The 20,482-nt window shown below is 36.3% G+C and carries 19 protein-coding genes; 5 read left to right on the top strand and 14 right to left on the bottom strand.

What is annotated here, in order from left to right; genetic code table 11:
* Window positions 1-228: 228 nt before the first annotated feature.
* The 4 genes from H7K77_RS01825 to H7K77_RS01810 all read right to left on the bottom strand — a co-directional run bounded on the left by H7K77_RS01825 (window position 229) and on the right by H7K77_RS01810 (window position 4,237).
* A complete protein-coding gene (locus H7K77_RS01825; protein ID WP_186576015.1) occupies window positions 229-1,224 on the bottom strand; it encodes a DUF294 nucleotidyltransferase-like domain-containing protein in 996 nt (331 codons plus the stop codon).
* 4 nt (window positions 1,225-1,228) lie between these two features.
* On the bottom strand, window positions 1,229-2,497 hold the full coding sequence (locus H7K77_RS01820) for an ammonium transporter (protein WP_186576014.1): 1,269 nt from the start codon (window positions 2,495-2,497) through the stop codon (window positions 1,229-1,231).
* 435 nt (window positions 2,498-2,932) lie between these two features.
* Complete coding sequence (locus H7K77_RS01815) at window positions 2,933-3,892, bottom strand: cation diffusion facilitator family transporter (protein WP_186576013.1); 960 nt, start codon at window positions 3,890-3,892, stop codon at window positions 2,933-2,935.
* 129 nt (window positions 3,893-4,021) lie between these two features.
* Window positions 4,022-4,237, bottom strand: coding sequence for a CDGSH iron-sulfur domain-containing protein (locus H7K77_RS01810; RefSeq protein WP_186576012.1), 216 nt, complete (start codon window positions 4,235-4,237; stop codon window positions 4,022-4,024).
* A gap of 177 nt (window positions 4,238-4,414) precedes the next feature.
* On the opposite strand from H7K77_RS01810, the gene H7K77_RS01805 reads away from it, so the two are divergent.
* A complete protein-coding gene (locus tag H7K77_RS01805) occupies window positions 4,415-4,789 on the top strand; it encodes a carboxymuconolactone decarboxylase family protein (RefSeq protein ID WP_186576011.1) in 375 nt (124 codons plus the stop codon).
* A gap of 30 nt (window positions 4,790-4,819) precedes the next feature.
* Here H7K77_RS01805 and metA read toward each other — a convergent pair whose 3' ends face one another.
* The 3 genes from metA to H7K77_RS01790 all read right to left on the bottom strand — a co-directional run bounded on the left by metA (window position 4,820) and on the right by H7K77_RS01790 (window position 8,044).
* Window positions 4,820-5,728 carry a homoserine O-acetyltransferase MetA gene (gene metA, locus H7K77_RS01800; RefSeq protein WP_186576010.1) on the bottom strand — a complete coding sequence of 303 codons (909 nt, stop codon included), beginning with the start codon at window positions 5,726-5,728 and terminating at the stop codon, window positions 4,820-4,822.
* A 215-nt stretch (window positions 5,729-5,943) separates the two neighbouring features.
* Window positions 5,944-6,531, bottom strand: coding sequence for a YpjP family protein (locus H7K77_RS01795; protein ID WP_186576009.1), 588 nt, complete (start codon window positions 6,529-6,531; stop codon window positions 5,944-5,946).
* A 259-nt stretch (window positions 6,532-6,790) separates the two neighbouring features.
* Entirely contained in the window at window positions 6,791-8,044 is a 1,254-nt protein-coding gene (locus H7K77_RS01790) for an MDR family MFS transporter (RefSeq protein WP_186576008.1), read from the bottom strand.
* A 748-nt stretch (window positions 8,045-8,792) separates the two neighbouring features.
* Between H7K77_RS01790 and H7K77_RS01785 the strand changes: the two genes are divergently transcribed.
* Window positions 8,793-9,857 (top strand): DmpA family aminopeptidase, encoded by a 1,065-nt coding sequence (locus H7K77_RS01785; protein WP_186576007.1) that lies wholly within the window; start codon window positions 8,793-8,795, stop codon window positions 9,855-9,857.
* Between the two features lie 268 nt (window positions 9,858-10,125).
* Window positions 10,126-10,944: an MBL fold metallo-hydrolase gene (locus tag H7K77_RS01780; protein ID WP_186576006.1), complete on the top strand. Its 819-nt coding sequence runs from the start codon at window positions 10,126-10,128 to the stop codon at window positions 10,942-10,944.
* Window positions 10,945-10,984: 40 nt separating this feature from the next.
* Here the strand turns inward: H7K77_RS01780 and H7K77_RS01775 are convergent, their stop codons facing one another.
* From H7K77_RS01775 to H7K77_RS01755, 5 genes are all read right to left on the bottom strand, one after another.
* Window positions 10,985-12,418, bottom strand: a complete 1,434-nt coding sequence (locus tag H7K77_RS01775) for an MDR family MFS transporter (protein ID WP_186576016.1) — start codon at window positions 12,416-12,418, stop codon at window positions 10,985-10,987.
* A gap of 194 nt (window positions 12,419-12,612) precedes the next feature.
* A complete protein-coding gene (locus H7K77_RS01770; protein ID WP_186576005.1) occupies window positions 12,613-13,302 on the bottom strand; it encodes an AIM24 family protein in 690 nt (229 codons plus the stop codon).
* A 64-nt stretch (window positions 13,303-13,366) separates the two neighbouring features.
* Window positions 13,367-13,966, bottom strand: coding sequence for a response regulator transcription factor (locus tag H7K77_RS01765; protein ID WP_186576004.1), 600 nt, complete (start codon window positions 13,964-13,966; stop codon window positions 13,367-13,369).
* 1 nt (window position 13,967) lies between these two features.
* Window positions 13,968-15,098 (bottom strand): sensor histidine kinase, encoded by a 1,131-nt coding sequence (locus H7K77_RS01760; RefSeq protein WP_186576003.1) that lies wholly within the window; start codon window positions 15,096-15,098, stop codon window positions 13,968-13,970.
* Window positions 15,099-15,238: 140 nt separating this feature from the next.
* Window positions 15,239-16,285, bottom strand: coding sequence for a fatty acid desaturase (locus tag H7K77_RS01755; protein WP_186576002.1), 1,047 nt, complete (start codon window positions 16,283-16,285; stop codon window positions 15,239-15,241).
* A gap of 287 nt (window positions 16,286-16,572) precedes the next feature.
* Here H7K77_RS01755 and H7K77_RS01750 point away from each other — a divergent pair, with 287 nt between their 5' ends.
* Window positions 16,573-17,634: an NAD(P)/FAD-dependent oxidoreductase gene (locus H7K77_RS01750; protein WP_186576001.1), complete on the top strand. Its 1,062-nt coding sequence runs from the start codon at window positions 16,573-16,575 to the stop codon at window positions 17,632-17,634.
* A gap of 192 nt (window positions 17,635-17,826) precedes the next feature.
* Window positions 17,827-18,462 carry an FMN-dependent NADH-azoreductase gene (locus H7K77_RS01745; protein ID WP_186576000.1) on the top strand — a complete coding sequence of 212 codons (636 nt, stop codon included), beginning with the start codon at window positions 17,827-17,829 and terminating at the stop codon, window positions 18,460-18,462.
* A gap of 80 nt (window positions 18,463-18,542) precedes the next feature.
* Here H7K77_RS01745 and H7K77_RS01740 read toward each other — a convergent pair whose 3' ends face one another.
* Window positions 18,543-19,181 carry a FusB/FusC family EF-G-binding protein gene (locus H7K77_RS01740; protein WP_186575999.1) on the bottom strand — a complete coding sequence of 213 codons (639 nt, stop codon included), beginning with the start codon at window positions 19,179-19,181 and terminating at the stop codon, window positions 18,543-18,545.
* Window positions 19,182-19,325: 144 nt separating this feature from the next.
* A complete protein-coding gene (locus H7K77_RS01735) occupies window positions 19,326-20,159 on the bottom strand; it encodes a halocarboxylic acid dehydrogenase DehI family protein (protein WP_186575998.1) in 834 nt (277 codons plus the stop codon).
* Window positions 20,160-20,482 lie beyond the last annotated feature (323 nt).

Genomic DNA, 20,482 nt, shown 5'->3' with positions numbered 1-20,482 from the left:
ACGGAAAGCGAGCGTTTTTCCGCAGCGTTGGTTTAGCATTCATCTTATATAATGAATGTAGGTCTTAGGGCTTTACTTCGCTTTCTATAGAAATTACGTCATAAGCAACAATAGTTATGAAAAGAAAATATTTCTAATACAAAATTTATTAAAGTTATATAAAAAAGATAGAAATAGGGTGATTGGTGATATTTATATTAAATAAAATCAGCAATCACCCTACTTTTATCAAGTTTTGTTTTCAAGGAGTTCATTTGTCTCAGAAAAAAGGGAATAACCTTGTTTCATTAAATTTTTCAATTCCTTTTTGTCTTGTTTTGTTAAAATAGATAATGGTAGTAAATGTACCTCAGAATAGTTACTAGCTTCTTTTCGAAAATGAAGTCTGAAATCTAGTAGTCTCATAAAATCAGCTTTATATTTTTTAATAGAGGAATAAGACTTCGGTAATTCATCAAAACGAGATAAAGTAGACGGAACAGTCATCTTATTCTTTAGTGCTAGCAATCTAAGCGAATTAACATACGGATAAAAACATTGCTGCTTTAAACGAATACTACCTGCCATCTCACCATGGGGTTCTGGGAGTAATTGACCGAAGACACCAATCCCTTTCTTCATAAAACCTACATTATCCATTAGCCGTTGATAGAGGGTTAGGTTTTGCTCCATAATCTGAAAGGCTCTATTTTTTAATGGTGACAAATAATCAACATCGCCAATTAGTACACGTGAATCAAAAAAAGTTGAGAAGTGCCTTAAAGACTGCCAATCTGCTTCATTAAGCCAATCCGTAACTTGAATCTCCCAACTCCGAATCGACCGACACCACTTTGGGTTTAACGACATTACTTTACCATCACAGAGTTCGTAACCAACACTATACAGCGCATTCGTTATCTTTTCTCCCAAAGCTAAAAAATAAGGTTGGCAATTTTCGCCCCCATCGAAGATAATGCCATGATCTTGATCACTCCAAACAGATTGCTCGAAACGCCCAGCACTTCCCATTAAAAAGAAAGCAAAGGGAGCAGGAGCAGTGCCCTTCTCACTTTGCATCTCATCAATCGCTAATTGAACTGTTTCTTTATAAACCTCATCATGAAACTCGTTTAGCTTTTTATGGTTTGTGGAGACAACAGCAATCTGTTGTTGTCTCCATTCTTTTATTTCATTTATATTCAAACTTGCATCAATCCCTTTTTTTCGGTCTGCAAGCCCCATTCCTTTATGCACCCTGTTTATTGTTAGGTGCAGGAATATTTTCAGGGTAACCATAGCTTCCGTGTTCACTTAAGTCAAGACCAATAATTTCTTCTTCTTCCGTTACACGGATACCACCCATTACTTTATCCATTACTTTTAAGATAATGAATGCTACTACAAATGCGTAAATACCACTAGCTACAACACTCAATAATTGTACACCTAGTTGAGTGAATCCGCCACCGTAGAATAAACCCGCTTGACCCCATTCAATATCAGTTGAAAGTTCAGGTACTGCGAACAGGCCGTTAGAAAGCGTCCCCCAAATACCAACTGTTCCGTGAACCGATAGAGCAAAGATCGGATCATCAATTCTTGCCTTATCAAATATTTTAACACTGAAGAATACCATTAATCCACCGACAAGACCAATTACAACCGCTGCCCAAGGTTCAACAAATCCACAAGAAGCTGTGATAGCAACCAAACCAGCTAAAGCGCCATTTAAAGTTGTCGGAACATCTGCTTTACCAGTTATTGCCCAAGCGATGAACATAGCTGCAATTGCACCAGCACCAGCTGCTAACTGAGTATTTAAAGCAACAAAACCGAAGAACGCATCTGCTACACCGAATGTACTACCTGCATTAAATCCAAACCAACCGACCCAAAGAATCAATACACCTAAAGCAGTGTACACTTGGTTGTGACCTGCGATTTCGTTTGAAGAACCTTCTTTGTTAAATTTACCAATACGTGGTTTTAGGATAATAGTTGCAGCAAGTGCAGCCATTGCACCAGTTAAGTGAACTACAGTTGATCCAGCGAAGTCTTGGCTTCCATCTTCACCTAACCAACCGCCACCCCAAATCCAGTGTGCTACTACAGGATAGATAAGTGCTGAGAATAAAATTGCAAAGATAACATATGCAGATAATTTCGCACGTTCAGCAAACCCACCAAACGCAATAGTTAATGATACTAAAGCAAACATCATTTGGAACATGAAATCAACTGCTGGAGATAATCCTTCTCCACTATACGACATATCACCATAGAAGAAATTAGAAAGACCAATAAATGCATTACCTTCACCATAAATAAATCCATAACCAACTGCCCAGAATACTAATGCACCAAGACCAGCTGTAAAGATTGTTTTACCAGCAATGTGACCAGCATTCTTCATTCTTGTTGATCCCGCTTCTAGTAAAATAAATCCCGCCAACATGAAGAATACTAAAACTGTACTAATCATAACCCAAAGGTTATCCATTAATGCTATTTCCATATTATCTTCTCCCCTTTTGTGTAAACAGTGTTTACATCTTGTGTTAACAATTACTTTACCAGTGACCAAAAAACCACACAATAAAGTTGTAAGGTTTTCTAACAAGGTAATTTTCAGATAATTGGAATAATATTTATCACTATCCTTAATACTCCAATAAGGAAAAGGGTTACAAAAGTCCTGATTTTTTTTTAAAAAAACTGTCTTTTCCATTTATGTTTTTTTAACAAATTATACAAACATCATAAAAAGCGGGTTCAATCGTAGTGATTTTTTGTATCGGATTTCTATAAAGGTGAATTGTGTGCACCAAGAGGAATTGATAAGAAGTTATTTACGTCGTATTCAACTATAAAAGTCTAAAGCACCAAGATAGATGAAAAAGGGTACAAAGACTAAGCCTTCATACCCTCCGAACAATTTTTATTCATTTGATTATCGATTGACCCAACTATTGATATGGTCATCTTCATCGAACTCAACAATTACATCCGTAACACCTTGCTCCTGTAAGATCTGCTGTTCAATTCTATCTTTAATATCGTCAGCCTTCGCAAAAGTGATTTCAGGATCTATTTCTATTTTTAATTCGACGTGAAGTTCATCTCCCTCTTTCATTACCGCAATTTCTTGTACATCTCTTACATCCGGATCTTCTAACACATAGGTACCAATCTTTCTCTCCATTAATTCATCCGCTTCTCCAAGTACCCCTGCAGCATTATCCATAAATACTTTTCCTACAACAAACAACATAAGTAACCCTATTATAATAGAAGCTATTCCTTCTGCTTCATGGAAAGTCGTAAATTCTGCTATTACTATCGCCCCTAAAGCAAGCAAACCACCACTAGTTGCTACTGAATCTTCCAAGAAAACAAGCTTTGTTGCTGGTTTTGCTTTGTTGACATTTGCAATACTTTTTATCACAATGCCTAAACCACTTGCTTCGATTCCAACATCATGTAAGGTTTCTTTCATTGCTTTAACTAACACAAATGACTCCAAGATTACGCCAATACCTAAAACAATTACATTGATATAAAAACCTTTAGATTCCTCCACCGGATTTACAATATGGCGATAACCTTCAACAATGGTTTCATAAGCCATAATCCCTACAACTAAAACTGCCCCAAGTAAGACAAGATTAACAAGCCGTCCAAACCCGTTTGGGAACCTAGGTGTTGGTGCTTTTTTACTTAAAGCTGATCCGATAAAAACAAAGAATTGGTTTGCGGCATCACCAATGCTATGCATCGTTTCTGCGAACATCGCTACATTTCCAGTTAAAAAATAAGCTATTCCTTTCACAACAGAAATTACCGTATTAACTAATCCTGCTAAGAGGGCAGATTTATTACCCTTTCTAAGTAATACAAAGAGTTCTCTCATCCGACCGCTTCCTTTTTCAATAATATGTATGTATTATAGTGACCAATCTTTTTCGGAACATACTCTTGTAACAGTAACCTTTTCCATAATAAAAAAATGGAGCCCTATGAAGGAGCTCCATTTCCATAGTTATTCTTTTTCTACCCTTGGCTTACTTTCAAATCCGATTTCCTTATGTGTTCCATCACAAAATGGTTTATTACTAGACATTCCACATCGACATAATGAAAATGCTGGCTTTGTCTCGTAAACATTTCCTTCCGCATCCACTAATTCTACATCACCTGTGATAAGTATTGAACCATTATCACGAATCTTAAGTGTTGCTTTCTTACTTTCACTCATTTCATTACCCCCTTGTTAAAAGTTTACCGATACATTAAAAAGGTGTCCAGTATTATTCGGGTTATTTACCATCTTATTCCACTAATAATTAGCGCATTTATAAACATGATAGAAATGTGGGTTTATGCCGTATTTAGGTTTAAACATAAAAAAATGAGAAAAGAAGGTGTCTACATAATGGAAATGGATTCAGAAGAAGTTTATAACTATTTTGATCAATCTATGTTGGATTACAAAGAAGGGAACAGTCGCTTGTCAGAGCGAATTCCTAATGTAACAAAAAGTTATAATGAGTTTACCCAAGCATGCTTTAAAGAGGGAACCATTCAACAAAAAGAAAAGCAATTGATGGCGCTAGGTATTAGCGTATATGCCCAGGACGAGTATTGTATCATTTATCATACAAAGGGTGCTGTAGAGCATGGTGCAACAGAGGAAGAAATTATGGAAACCATTGCTGTTAGTGCAGCTCTAGGTGGAGGCGCAGCATTTTCGCAAGGTGTTACGTTAGCATTAGATACGTATGACCACTATACAAGTGTCCAACATTAAAGAAGAAAGCAGGTTAATACCTGCTTTCTTCTATTTTAATTCGTATGGTGTTTCCTGGTAAACATAATAATTCAGCCAATTAGATATTAAAAGGTTAGCATGTGCTCGCCAACTTAATCTCGGTCGTTTATTTGTATCATTATTCGGAAAGTAATTAACCGGAAGCTTTGGATCAATTCCAATAGCTAGATCCCTTTCATATTCCTTCTGAAGCGTAAAAGCATCGTATTCAGGGTGACCCAAAACAAAAATCTGTTTATTGTTGTTTGAAGCAACTATATATAGCCCAGCACCTTCTGCCTCACTTAATATTTTTAATTCAGGTACTTTTTCAACATCTTCCTTCTTCACATCCGCATTTCTTGAATGTGGAGCCAAAAACTCCTCATCAAAACCACTTAATAGTTTCTCAGTTGGAAACCCAGTTGTATGCGGAAATACTCCAGATACTTTTTCAGGAAGCAAATATTTATCCACACCATAATGAAAGTACAATCCAGCCAAAGCCCCCCAACAAATATGTAAAGTTGAAGTAACATTTGATTTACTCCACTCCATTATTTGGCTTAGTTCTGGCCAATAATTCACTTCTTCATAGGCCAATTTTTCAATTGGTGCCCCCGTAATAATTAATCCATCATATTTATTATCTTTTACATCATCAATTGATTTATAGAACTGGTTTAAATGGTCATGAGAGGTGTTACGTGGTTTATGCGTGCTTGTATGAAGTAACGTAACATCAATCTGCAATGGACTGTTCCCTAATAAACGAAGTAAGTGAGTCTCCGTTTGTTCTTTTAGCGGCATAAGATTTAATATTAATATTTTTAATGGCCGAATATCTTGTGTAAAAGCTCTACTTTCATCCATAACAAATATATTTTCATCTTTTAACATTTCCTTAGCAGGTAGATGATCGGGAATCTTTATGGGCATAAACAATTTCTCCTTCTAATAAAAGTAACACTTCAATCAGTAGCTAAAGATTAACTCCAGTAAAAACTATTGTAACACGATACTTAATCAATGTATAAAGTATAATTATCAAGTTATATGCATTTTTAAACACACTTAATCCCTAATACAACAATATTATACGAGGTCACAAAAAAAAGTGCCAACTAACCGAACTAGGTTACTGACACTTAAGATTATGACATCCATTTAGGTGGTGTATTTTTGTCCCAATAAATCTCTCCAATATCATGGTGTTCCTCAAATCCATCAGTACTTACATGATAATGAAAATTGAAATAATACCCTTCCTGTGGTCGATTTACTCTTCTCACATGGAAGCGAGCAATATCCTGTTTGGTACGATAGTTATAAATATTGAAGATCTTTTCTCCATAACCAGAAGAAGGTTGTTCTGTAATCGCAAAATAAGGCACTTCTTCTTCTGCCTCTTCTAGTATTGACTTAACAACTGCTTCGATATTAGGTAAGATTAACGTCGTAAATTCATCTTCTACCTGTTTTGTAATTTTCGGTCCTAACTTAGAAACAGTCTGTAGCTTAGCCTGTTCCGTTATAGTTGATATATATTGGTCATTTAGATTAATTTCTTCTACATCATCTGTATCTATATCATCTTCTAGAAATCTATCACTAGTATCATTCTCAGTTGAAACAAGCTCCTCATTATCTACGCTCGCTTCTAGATATGTAGGAGGAATATATATACCAAGAGTCATGAATGTAATTAATACAACTGATATTTTTTTTAACCAAAGCCTCATGATTCCTGTCCCCCTTTTTTAATATCTTATCTAAATTTTATCACGTTCTAGAAAAAAGTCTATAACTCTAGCAATATTTAATGAAAGCGTAACACATTTTACACATAAATTACTTATTTACAAACGTATTATTTCCATTATTATGCTAATCCATAAAATTGAATGCCAGGAGAGCATTGTATTTCTATAGTTTTACCACCAAAGGAAAACAAAAAAGTAAAGCACTATCCTATGAATAGTACTTTACTCGTATTCATCCTTAACTTGCTTGCCTTAATTCCGCTTCTGCTTTGCGCTTATCTAACTGAGGTGTAATAAGGAAATAGATAGTAGTGCCTAATAAGCCAATCATAGTCAAAATGATTGCCATAACGAGCGACGATACATACGCACTAATTGTGACTGTTAAAGATGAAATCAACATTCCTAGATTAAATTTTAGCCCATTAAAGGCCATATAAGAACTTCTTGCATCATCTGGTGGAATTGCCGCCATATAGGATTGCTCTACTGGAACACGGAAAACCTCACCAATAGTCAATATGATCATCATGATAAAAAGAAGCCATATATTGTTGGAATACGCTATTACCGCATACCCTAAAGTGAAAAAGAAGCAACTTACTACTAAAGTTGATCGATCTTTAAAGCGACCAGTAACTTTAGCAACAAATAATGCCATCAATGCAACAAGAATAGTGTTTTCACTACGTAAGAAACCCATCATCTTGACACCGTCTATCTCCCAGTGTAAAAGCTGTTGAGTACCCATCTCATCACTTAGACGAATTCCAATATAGTTGGTCAATTGAAATTCCATAGACATAACTAACACACCGGCAATAACAAACCATACAAATAAGCGATCTGTTAAGACACGTTTATAACTTGAAAAAATTCGAAGCACATGCTCAGATGGGCGGTGCTTTGATTTATCCGGCTTATAACTTTCATCAATGAATAGCGCAATTAACATTACTACTACAGCAGCAACCACACTCAGTACGATGAAAAGTTCAAATAAGTAATCCTTGTATAAAAACGCACCAATTATTCCACCAATTGCAATGGATAAATTATTTGCCCAATACATGATAGAGTACATTAGTTTTCTTTGGTCTGGTGTACTTACATCTATTAACATCGCTTGATTGGCAGGTCCTGCTAACGCCCAACAAACACTATTAACCGTCATCATGAAAAATGTAATAACCGCAGAGGTAAACCAAGGTGAATTACAGATCATCATTGTAAAGAACGCTAAAAACCTAAGGAGTTCAGCAAAAAGCATGATCTTCCTTCTGCCGAACTGATCAGCAAAATAGCCTCCCACAAAATTAAGACAAATGCCAACGAGGACATTTATTAGTAGTAATATACCAGCTAACTTTATTCCAAAGTGGTGGGATAGATAAATTGCCATAAAAGGAAAGATCATACTACCCACAAATCGACTTATGAATGATTCAATTATTCTTATTTTTATATTTTGATGAAAATCTCTAAATCTCATTCGTTTCCTTCTTTCCGGTAAATTCATAATAAAAGACTGAAAATTAAATTATATAACTATTAAAGAAAGAAAGGAAGTGATTTTGGAGATAATCTGTTTATTATATGTCCTACCTTTACATTTCTGAGATAATAAGAACAGACTCTTTTCATAACTATTGTTAATCTTGTCGCAGAATCTATAGACTCTCCAGTAATAACAACTTATTTGATGGTTGCGGTCACTCGCTCCGGCTGAATACTCCGCTTTCCGTGGGCACGGCCTCAGCCTCCTCAGAGCAAAGAACGCTCTTCCGGGGTCTTCGGACGCGTGCTGTTCCCACAGGACAAGGAATGCTACGGAAGCGATACATCGCACGAAGAAAATCGGGTTGTATTTTCGAGGAGTCTCCATATTCTGCCTACGCTCATTGAGGAATTCTAATTTTGTATAGTGATGCGAAATACCAATATATCAACGAATCCGGCTTTTTTAACTTAGAAAAGAAAGCTATGCTAAGCGGAGGAAAAATGCGAGACTCCTGTGGGAAAGGAACAGTCTGAAGATCCCACAGAGAGCGTTCTTTGCGAGCGAGGAAGCTGAAGCGTTCCCCACGGAAAGCGAGTGTTTTTCCGCAGCGTCGCATTTGCACTCAACTAAAGTGAGAATGAAGAGTTGAATATAGTTACCGCAGATTTTTTCTCAACTATGCAATTAAAAAGCAACAAAGTTTCGCATAAGAGAAAAAAGTAAAGAAGGGATGATATGTATGTCTAAACAAAAAAGGATCCGAGATTATGGTGTTGAAATTGGTAAACTAAATTCAGGACCTCTTAATTCAATTACAGATGTAGATGGTGTTACGGTTGGACACCAGACTTTAAGTCATCACGATATGCAAACAGGGGTCACAGCAGTAATTCCCCACCAAGGGAATTTATTCAGAGAGAAACTGATTGCATCAAGCCATGTGATTAATGGTTATGGGAAAACAATCGGTACAATCCAGTTAAATGAATTAGGCACAATTGAAACACCAATAATTCTTACAAACACTCTAAATGTAGGCACCGCTTCCAATGCACTAATTGATTATATGCTTAAAGCTAATCCAGAAATTGGACGAACTACCGGAACGATTAATCCTATTGTTGCAGAGTGTAATGATATGTTTTTAAATGATGTTCGAGCTCGCCATGTCTCAAATGAAGATGTATGGCAAGCCATACAAAATGCATCCAAAAACGTAACCGAAGGAGCCGTAGGTGCTGGTACAGGAATGCTATGTTATTCAATGAAAGGAGGAATCGGTACCGCTTCAAGAACCATTACATACGATCATGGTACTTATACAATAGGTGTATTAGTACTTACAAATTTTGGATTGATGGAAGATTTCAGGGTCAACGGTAAAACAATAGGAAAGAAGCTTAAAAATGCTATTGGTGAAGATCAAAAACTAGAGGATAAAGGATCTGTTATTGTTATAGTAGGCACAGATCTGCCCACATCCGAGAGGCAGCTTAATAGGATTCTTAAACGGACAGTGACCGGGCTATCACGAACAGGATCTATCATTACGACCGGAAGTGGTGAAATTGTTATGGGATTTTCCACTGCAAACAAGATACCACATGAAAGACCTAACAATAATTTACTCATCCAAACTATTCATGAAAGTGATATGGATTTAGCATTCAGAGCAGTTGGTGAAGCAACAGAAGAGGCTGTTTTAAATTCCCTCATTACAGCAACCTCTATCACAGGACGAAATGGTAATACAAGACCTGTACTAAAAGACTTGATCAAAGAATATCGTATCTCATTAATATAAGGCTCTTTTCGTTAATTTTTAATAGAAAATGCGATGTATGAGGGGATCTCTAATATGGACGTTCATCACGTTCTCTCCATCTTTTTTCCACCGACAGACACCTTTTACGTCGCAATATTATTCTACTTATCACTCAAAACACTACGTCCAAAATACTGCACTCGTTTAATTAAAAAGTAAATAATTCGTGATATCGTTTTGTTATATCGCATTAACGAATAAGAAAAGTACTTATAATACACAATAAGGTTAAAGGAGGTTATGTCGAATGGATAAAGAGATCGAACAGCAGGAAGAAATATTACATACTCAACACGCAGATCCAGAAGAAGTACTCGAGGATGTAGCATTTTATCGAACCCTCGCCGCCAACGTATGCATGATAGGAAAACCCGACGGCGAATGGGTATTAGTGGATACTAGCATTGGTCGGTATAGCACAAGGATTATTGCAGCTGTTGAAAAACGATTTGGCCATAATCCTCCTAAGGCAATCATCCTGACGCACGGTCACTTTGATCATGCTGGATCAGCCAAAGATCTAGCAAAACATTGGGATATACCAATCTATATACACGCTGAAGAATTAGCCTATGTCACAGGGGAGAAGGGTTATCCCCCCGCTGATCCTACTGTTGGTGGAGGTCTTTTATCCTTAATCTCTACTGTATTTCCAAAAGAGCCTGTTAATTTAAAAGGTCTTGTTTTTACTCTTCCTGATGATGGTCAAATTCCGCTTCTTAACGATTGGAAATACGTCCACACCCCTGGTCATACACCAGGACATATATGTTTATATAGAGAAAAGGATAAAACGCTAATAACAGGCGATGCCGTAGTTACAGAAAAGCCTGAATCCAGTTTAGCCGTATTTTTACCTATCCAAAAAATACACGGACCACCTTCCTACCTCACACAGGATTGGGATAAAGCAGAGCAGTCCGTAAAAAAATTAGCTCAGCTAGAGCCTAACCTTGTCATTTCTGGACACGGTCTACCCATGGATGGCGAGACTTTACGGGAACAACTCGATGACCTAGCTACTAACTTTTATTCTAAGTCTATACCTAAACATAGAAAAAATTAAAGCGGTTGTTCAATTCGAACAACCGCTTTTTATTACTTATTCACTCCGGTGACATTGTCTGTTTATCTTTCTCTTCTACATCCTCTTCACTCGGCCTACTATTTTTAATAAATAAGGCTGTTATTAAACCTATTACAGAAAGAATAGCAACTACAATAAATGCCATATTAGCCCCGAATATTTCAGGATTAGAAACAGTAGGGTCACTTTCTGCAGTTTGAGATGCAGTAGTCATTACTGTGACAAGAATCGCTGTACCTACTGATGCAGCAATTTGTCTCATTGTGTTATCCATTGCTGCTCCGTGTGCAATTAAACGTTTTGGTAACTGATTCAAGCCTGCAGTCGCACTCGGCATCATAACCATTGATAAACCAAACATACGGATACCATAAAGGACTGTTATAAAGGTAAAGGATGTATTCTCATCCAAATCGGTATAAGCAAAAGAAGAAACCGTAATAATTACTAGACCAGTAATTACTAACCACTTCGCCCCTACTTTATCAAAAATTCTACCCGTTATCGGCGACATTATTCCAGTTATCAACGCCCCTGGTAACAGAGCTAATCCTGCTTCAAATGCAGTGAAGTCTCTGTAATCCTGCATGTACAACGGAATAATCGTTTCTACACCTATCAAACCCATAAAGGTAATCATTCCAATAAAAACAGTTAATGGGAAGATGGAGTACTTAAATACTCTAAATTCAAGCATTGGATGCTCCATCATTAATTGCCTTACAATGAACGAGATAAGTGAAACGACTCCAATACCTAATGAAACAAGTGTTAAGGTAGCTAGCCATCCATTGTTCCCCGCACTTGTAAACCCGTAAAGCAATCCCCCGAATCCAAAGGAAGATAAAGTGATAGAGAAAAAGTCCACTTTTGGTTTGGTTACTTCTGTCACATTTTTTAATGCAAATACAGCAATAATAATATCAATAATAGCAATCGGTAATATGATGGCAAACAAGATACGCCAAGAGTAATTAGAAGTAACCCAGCCTGAGAGTGCCGGACCAATTGCAGGTGCAAAAGATATTACTAAACCAATAAGGCCCATTGCTGAACCACGTTTATTGACTGGAAAAATCATTAAGAATACTGTCTGCATTAGCGGAAGCATGACGCCTGCACCAGTAGATTGAATTACTCTACCAAGTAATAAAATTTGAAAACTCGGCGCCAAACCTGCCACCAACGTCCCAAAGGCAAAAACACTCATAGCCGAGATAAATAATTGCCGTGTAGTGAACCTCTCTAACAAAAAGGCACTGACTGGGATCATTATCCCGTTAACCAACATAAAAACAGTTGTTAGCCACTGTGCCGAATTTGCTGTAATCGACATTTCCTCCATAATGGGTGGAATGGCAGTAATCATAAGCGTCTGGTTTAATATAGCGATAAATGACCCGGCTAATAAAAGTGCCACTATTGTCGTTCTTTTCGAATTAGATGCTTCCATCAAATGGATTTCCCCCTCTGTCTAACAGTTAATTTATACCGTTTAAATCATATAATTCGCCAATAAGTTCAACTTTATATAGATTACATTATTTTGTTTTATTTATCTATCTAAAGAACTTACCAATTATATAATTTTACATAAAAAAAAGAATAACCATCATTGGCTATTCCTTCCTTATCCAGTCAACTTCCTTATTGATTATTAGAAACTCCTTCTTCAAATGGTTGAACAATAACAAATCCATTTCCTTTAAACTCCATTTGAATGGACTCACCACTTCCTCTACCGAGAAATGTTCGAAAGCTAATATCTGTTCGGAATTCTGGCTCTAAATGACCTGACCATGCAACGGTTGCATTAGGGTCTGTAATAACTGGAGTTCCTGGGTGAACCAATAGCGTCAATGGTTCATAATGTGATGTTATCGCAACCATTCCCGTCCCACGTAAGGTAACATTAAATAAACCACCAGAGACCATCCCAGCTACTTTCTTCATAAAATTAATATCCCAATCAATATCGGTTTCAAATGCTAATAAATCGTTACCACTTACAGTAATTTCCTCATCCTCTAAATGTAGGATTGTAATTTTCTTTCCTTGGTCAGCTAAATAAAGTCGCCCTGTCCCTTCTGCTTTCATTAGAGAGCTTCCTTCCCCGGTTAATGCCTTTTTAAACATTCGACCAACACCATGCTCTAAAACCTTTTCTCTCTCAAATTTTATACTTCCATTATACGAGATCATGGAACCAGCTTTAGCCCAAACCTTTCCCTTTAAGTTTATTTCTAAAATACGAGGAGTCTCTAATTCAAAAAAATCATTTTCTTGTTCATCTTGCTTTGTTTCCTTAATAAATTGCTCAATTGAATACTTACTCATAACCTACCTCCTAGGAAACTTAGTAATTTGTTTACGTATGGACTAGGATGGACGTTTCAGTAAACTATTTGAACCAGCCTTTTTCTTTAAAGCGGGAGATCGCTTCTATTCGGTTACTAACATCTAGTTTATCTAAGATGACTGAGATATAATTTCTTACAGTTCCATTAGTAAGATAAAGTTGACTAGCTATTTCCTTCGTATTTTTACCATCTGCCATTAGCTTAATGACTTGTTCCTCCCGATCTGTTAGAGGATTTTCATTTTCGAATGCTATATCTACTAATTCTGGAGCATAAATACGCCTTCCCTCCATAATGGTACGAATCGAGTTGGCTAATTCTTCACTAGGGCTATCTTTTAGCAAGTATCCACTAACCTCTGCTTTACGAGCCCTGTCAAAGTATCCTGGCCTAGCAAAAGTTGTTAATATAATGACCTTACAAGCATGATCCTTTAACTCTTCTGCTGCATCCAACCCACTCTTTATCGGCATCTCAATATCCAGAATGCATATATCTGGATCCTGTTGTCTTACTAAATCTAAAACCTCTTCCCCATTTTTGGCTTTTCCCACTACTTCCATGTCCTCCTCTAGGTCTAGTAAAGAACCAAGCGCTCCTAGTAACATTCGTTGGTCTTCAGCAATAACAATACGGATCATGCTAATCCTCCTCTTTTATTTGTTTAATTATATTAGGTACTTTTATCAACAATGTTGTTCCTTTGTCAAAATCAATAGATAATGAACCATTAACAAACTCAAGTCTTTCTTTCATCCCAATTAATCCATTACCCTGATAGTCCTGCTTTTGACTATCCATGCCAATACCATTGTCTTTTACTTGGATAAGCAACTCTTTGGTTGACTGTTCAATATGGATAAAGCAAATTGAAGCTTGGCTATGCTTAACGATATTCGTAACAGCCTCCTTTAGACACATACTTAAAACATTTTCCACGAGTAGGGGCGTATCCGTTAAGATTGGATTACCTTCCACATGGCAATCTATTTCAGCAGCATCCAGAATCTTTTCGACATGAATAAGTTCATCTTTTAATCTCGCGCCCCTCATTTCAGAAACCATTTCTCGTACTTCTTTAAGGGCTGTTCTGGCTGTCTGTCTAATATCATTTAATTCACTAATGGCTGAATCTGGATTTCGTTGGATTAATTTAGAGGCAAGATCACTCTTCAAACCGATAAGGGAGAGCTTCTGACCTAATGTATCATGTAAATCCCTAGCAATCCTCTGCCTTTCTTCAAGAAGTGCCATCTGTGATACTTTTTTATTAGCTACTTCTAATTCACCTTCTAATTTCTCTTGTTTTATTCGATTGAACATATTAAATGGCATTAGAATGACACCAATGATACTTATAATGATAAAGGGTAATTGAGGGAAAAATGCATCCATTTTCATAATAAAACCAACTACAATTGCAGCTATAGTAGTTATTAAGTGGACAACATAAAGCGTAATAAAACCCGCTCTTTTTTGAATGTTACCGATAAAGAAGGCTAGGAATAAAGAAAAATATACATAACCAAAAAATAGCGTCATAATGACACTGATGATCATTTCTATTCCTAAACAAATATAAACAAGACCACCCTTTGAAATAAAGGAAAGCCTATAAGATAAAAAGAATAGGATAATCATTACAATTCCAAATACTATTTCTATAACAATAGAAGATCTAAAAATAAAATAAAAAGGTAGGATACAAAATATTATCCATATATACAAACTAAGTCCTGTGTTTTTAGGAAAAATATGATACCAGTTTTGCATGTTCAAACTCCTTTTTGTACCTAGAGGTTTATTTCAAGTATATCAATATAGTTATCCAACCTTTAATACTTTCGCGGAACATTTTTATAAACTTTGTTTTCCAGTTTAACCTATAAAAAAACCCTTCGTGAAAGAAGGGTTTATTTTTCCTGTAAACGTGGACTGGAGACCTGTAATCTCGCCTCCGACTTTTTTAATCTAGATTTTATTTCTTTAAAGCTAACGAATGTCTTGTTCTTCTCATCATAAAGTCTAAAACGGATCGAAATTAGACTAGACGTTAATGTAATAGTAGTTGCTTTCTGTAACGGTGGTGTTGATGTATGGGCCTTTTCTAAATTATAATTTGGCACCCGTGGACTAAGATGATGCACATGGTGATAGCCAATACTACCTGTCATCCATTCCATCCATTTAGGAAGCTTATAATAAGAGCTTCCATCCACAGCAGCTTTAACATAATCCCATTCTGATTCATTTTCAAAATAAGAATCTTCAAATTGATGTTGGACATAAAACAACCAGATCCCTAAAGAACCAGCTACAAAGAGTATAGGTAGTTGAACAATTAAAAACGCTTGCCAACCAATTAACCATATTAATACCGCATAAATGCACACGATAGAAAAATTAATCAAATACGTATTAAATCTTTCTTTGCTTTTAGCACCTTTACGGTTAAATCTATTATCGATTAAAAATAAGTAAATCGGGCCTAATCCAAACATCACAAAAGGGTTACGGTATAAACGATACTGGATTCTTTCCCAAGTAGAAGCATTAATATATTCATCTACTGTCATCACCCAGATATCACCCGTACCACGTTTATCTAAATTCCCACTTGTTGCATGATGAATGGAATGACTTCTCTTCCACTTCTCATAAGCGAAATGCGTAATTACACCTGTAATAGTACCAATAACTCGATTCAGTTTTTTATTCTTAAAGAATGATTGATGGGCACAATCATGAAAGATAATAAAGGTTCTTACTACAAATCCAGCTGCAATGACTGAACATAGAATAGAAAGCCATATGGATACGGATAAACTCTGATAGGCTAAAAACCAAAGGATAAAAAATGGGGGAATCGTATTTAGAAGTTGTATAATACTCGTCTTTGTATTCGTTGTTGCATAAGGTGCAACATTTTTTCTGAGTTGGGCCTGCTTTTGTTTGCTCATAAGTGCCTCCTTAAAGTTAAACCATTAATAATAATAATTGTAAAGTTTCCAATGTAACAAAAGAAGTCATAAACGTCAGTAATTTAATATGACAATTGTCATACTTGTTTCACACATACCATTATCCCTTATCCAAGCCAAATTTATTATTCCCAATGTATGGCTATTTTTTCCTAGTTTTTATCATTTTTTTTTGTTAATCTGTAAATTGGGGGAAAGAGAACTAAATGCTTGATCGAGTTAGTGAAAAGGTTTCCATTAACAAATCATAGAGGTAGGGGTTAACGATGAAACGAATAGTACTTTTGGGTGGCGGCTACGGCTGTATGAAAATACTAACTACATTAATAGATAATCAATTACCGACTGATACACACATTACACTTATTGATAGAAATCCATACCATTCATTGAAAACAGAATTTTACGCAATTGCAGCTGGAACTTCTGCAGATAAAGATGTGCGACAAGTATTTCCCATCCATGAACAAGTTGACTTGGTATATGGTGAAATTACAGCTATTTATACAGAGCAGAATAGGATCGAAATTGATCATTCTGAAGAGCTAATTCCTTATGACTATTTAGTTATCGGACTTGGTTGTGAAGACAATTATCACGGAATTGATGGCGCAAAACAATTTACACAAAGTGTTCAAACCATTTCTAAAGCACGCCAAGCAGGTCATACGATAAATGAATTAAAGGCGTATGGCAAAGTGGCTATAGTCGGCGCTGGCCTTAGTGGGATTGAAGTGGCATCAGAAATCAGAGAAAGCAGACCAGATTTAAATGTCAGGTTATTAGATCGAGGTGCATCGGTATTAAGTGCTTTTGATGAAAAAGTTCAACAATATGTTGAGGATTGGTTTCATAAAAATGATGTGGAAATCTTACACCATTCTAATGTTGAATATGTCGAAAAGGACGGCGTTTGTAATAATGGCGAATGTTTTATTAATGATGTCACTATTTGGACAGCAGGGGTAAAACCAAACCATCTTATTCAGACATTACCATATGAAAAAGATAGACAAGGAAAAGTGATCGTTAATGACTATTGCCAGATACCTTCCCAAGAAAATGTTTTTGTTGTTGGAGATTGTGCCTCTTCTAGCTTTTCTCCGAGTGCACAGTTAGCCGGGAAACAAGGTGAACAAATTGGGGAAGTTCTAACTTCCATTGTTTACAACATCGAACCTAGAAAGCCCAAACCTATAAAGCTTAAAGGTTCCCTTGGTTCTCTAGGTAAATCAGACGGTTTCGGTAATATGTATAAACAGCCAGTTACTGGTCTTTTACCTCGATTAGCCAAATCAGGGGTGCTTTGGTTAAGTAAACGTCACTAATCTTTAAGGGGAAATAGAGCAAATTCAGCTGAGTTTGCTCTATTTTTTATCACCTTTAGTTTATGATCATTTACAACAAATCGCACCACAATTTGTGATTTAGTTCACATACAATTAAACATAGATATAATATAGTGATTTCACAAAGTATTTAATTTATAAATTTTTATATAGGATAAGGAGGATTGAAAAATGGCCACTGTATTATATATCACAGCGAATCCATTTGGTGAAAATCAATCATATGGTATGGCAGTAGGGAAACAGTTTATAGACTCTTATAAAGAGACTAATCCTACAGACCAGATTATTCATATTGATTTGTATAAAGAAAACATACCACATATTGATGCTGATGTGTTCCAAGGGTGGGGTAAGCTACAATCAGGTCAAGGGTTCGAAGACCTATCAACTGATGAGAAAGCAAAAGTTGGTCGTTTAGCTGAATTAAGTGAGCAATTTATCAGTGCAGATAAGTACATATTTGTAACTCCATTATGGAATTTACTTTTCCCACCGATTATGAAAGCTTATCTTGACTCTGTAGCAGTTGCGGGCAAAGCTTATAAGCATACAGAACAAGGGCCCGTTGGATTATTAACGAATAAGAAAGCTTTACACATACAAGCAAGCGGTGGTGTTTATTCTAAAGGACCGGGCGCCGAAAAAGAAATGGGGCATCGCTATATAAAAACTCTAATGGAGTTTTTTGGGATTCCATCGTTTGAAGGATTATTTGTAGAAGGCCATGACTCCTATCCTCAAGATAAAGAAGTAATTAAAGAAAACGCACTACTACAGGCGATTGAAATAGCGAAGAGATTCTAAAAAAAGAAGGGCACCTAGATGTGCTCTTCTTTCATGATAACACTAAACATTTGGATTATTTTGCACTCTATTCAAGATTCTTAGTTTTTTAAACGCTGAATGAAAGCATAAAGTCTGTCAAGATCTTGTAGATTTATATTGCATTGTACACTGTCCTTACAAATATAATTCCCTCGTTTAACATAACTGTCTTTGTTTGCTCCCTTTTTTTCTGCTGTGTACATACCCACTTCCTCATGCCCATTGCAGATCGTACAAATCCCTTTCTGATTTAAACTATGAAATGTTCCAACTAACCCTACTAACTTCCCTCTATAATCAGCAACAATAAATGTTTTATTGGATTGCGCATCTCGCCAACTTATATAGGTTGTTTCTCTTAGATCTATATCTTCTGTAGCCGGTGCTTTTAACTTCTTTATTTTAGGAAACAACTTTTTAATAGTCGACTCCGTTAAAGTCTTGAAGGGAATAACGTACTTTTTCATCGTTACTAGAAAGGACTCTGCTTCTTCTTTATCCTTTATATCTTGAATTGGTGTCAATAATTGTATTTGCTGTTCATTGAGTTCAGGGAATAAAGCCAGTACTCTTTCTTCAGCGATTGACTTCACCGCTTGGATAACATCTGCATCATTTACAGTAGCTTTGCTGTTCACAATGTGCATAACTTGTTTGCGAATAAAATTATATTGAAAACTTTTTATAAATGGTTCCATCGTTCATTACTCCTATCCACTCATGATAAAACAATCTTATATCACTTTATTTACTTTTTAAATGGATAGAATGGTTATAAAATGAACTTAACCTAACCTAAACATAATACGTCACCGGAACAGCTTTCGGTATGACTGCTCCTTTCACATATTTAAGATTCTTCTAAAACATTCCAAATCAATTAGTAAACCTGCAATAAAGTGTTTAAACATGTTGATTAGTCCCATAATACCCGCGATGTCATGTCCAGGATAGTGATATCTTAAGTGTTCTGGTGTTATTAATACAGGATATGGCATTCTAGAAACTGCTTTACGCGCTTGGTTCACTAAATTATTTTTCTTTAATACATATTCTTCAGAACCAATGAATGGTTTTGTTGCCTTCCATGCCACCTCTAAAAAATCTGGGTAATAGGCCAGCGCTCTAAAATCACTAGCAACATCATATGTGTGTTCCGTATTTTTAATATCCATTAATAGTTCACGGATACTATCAGGTGCATCCGAAACTTGTAATAAAGGAATGTTTGGTAGCCCTTGAATAATCCCCGGCTTTATGTAACTCTCAGCCTTACTTGTACCCTTTATCTGCCGGTGACTAAGCGCCTCTTCCCACGCTGTAGCAATTAGCAACAGTTTAGGGTTAACGTAGTTGAAAGTGAAAATTATTTTTTGTAAATGATCTAGTGTTTGTGCGGAATAGACATCTGACCATTTTTTTATCGTATTAGGATGGAATGAAATATCAGGATACCTTAACACTTCCGCTTCTCTCTCCATAGTAGTCGTAAGCATATTCGGTCTAACTTGATGCCAAGCAATATGTAAAAATGTTTGGTAAGGTGCTAATGCCCTAAATATGAAATTGACAATTGGTACTTTTAACACATATTTAATATCCGTGTACAAACAATGAAGATGTCCAAAAGCCTCTTGCTCCAATATCTCAGGAATTCCATATTCGATTCTCCGCATATCCTTCTCCTTTTAAAATATATTCCTTACACAATAGAGTATGAGGTCCATTCTCACAAAATCACTATTTCAATTTAAACCAACTGTTTCTATAACCTTCTCTTTATGCCACAATCGAGATTAAATGCGTAGCAACTAACTTCTATATTTTTTTAAGTGAATGTTGGACAACCGTTCCGGAAATATACTACGCTTTCCGCGGGCGGAGCTTGAGCCTCCTCGGTCGCAAAAGTGCGTGCACCTGCGTCTTCTAGTAACGCTTCGAAGCAGGCTTCCTCGGTGCAAGGGAGCAAGATGGTTACTCAAGTAGCCCCCTCGCTCCC

Origin of the sequence: Aquibacillus kalidii (assembly GCF_014280935.1) — a bacterium.
Classification (GTDB): domain Bacteria; phylum Bacillota; class Bacilli; order Bacillales; family Amphibacillaceae; genus Aquibacillus_D; species Aquibacillus_D kalidii.
This window is presented reverse-complemented; position numbering and strand designations above follow the sequence as displayed.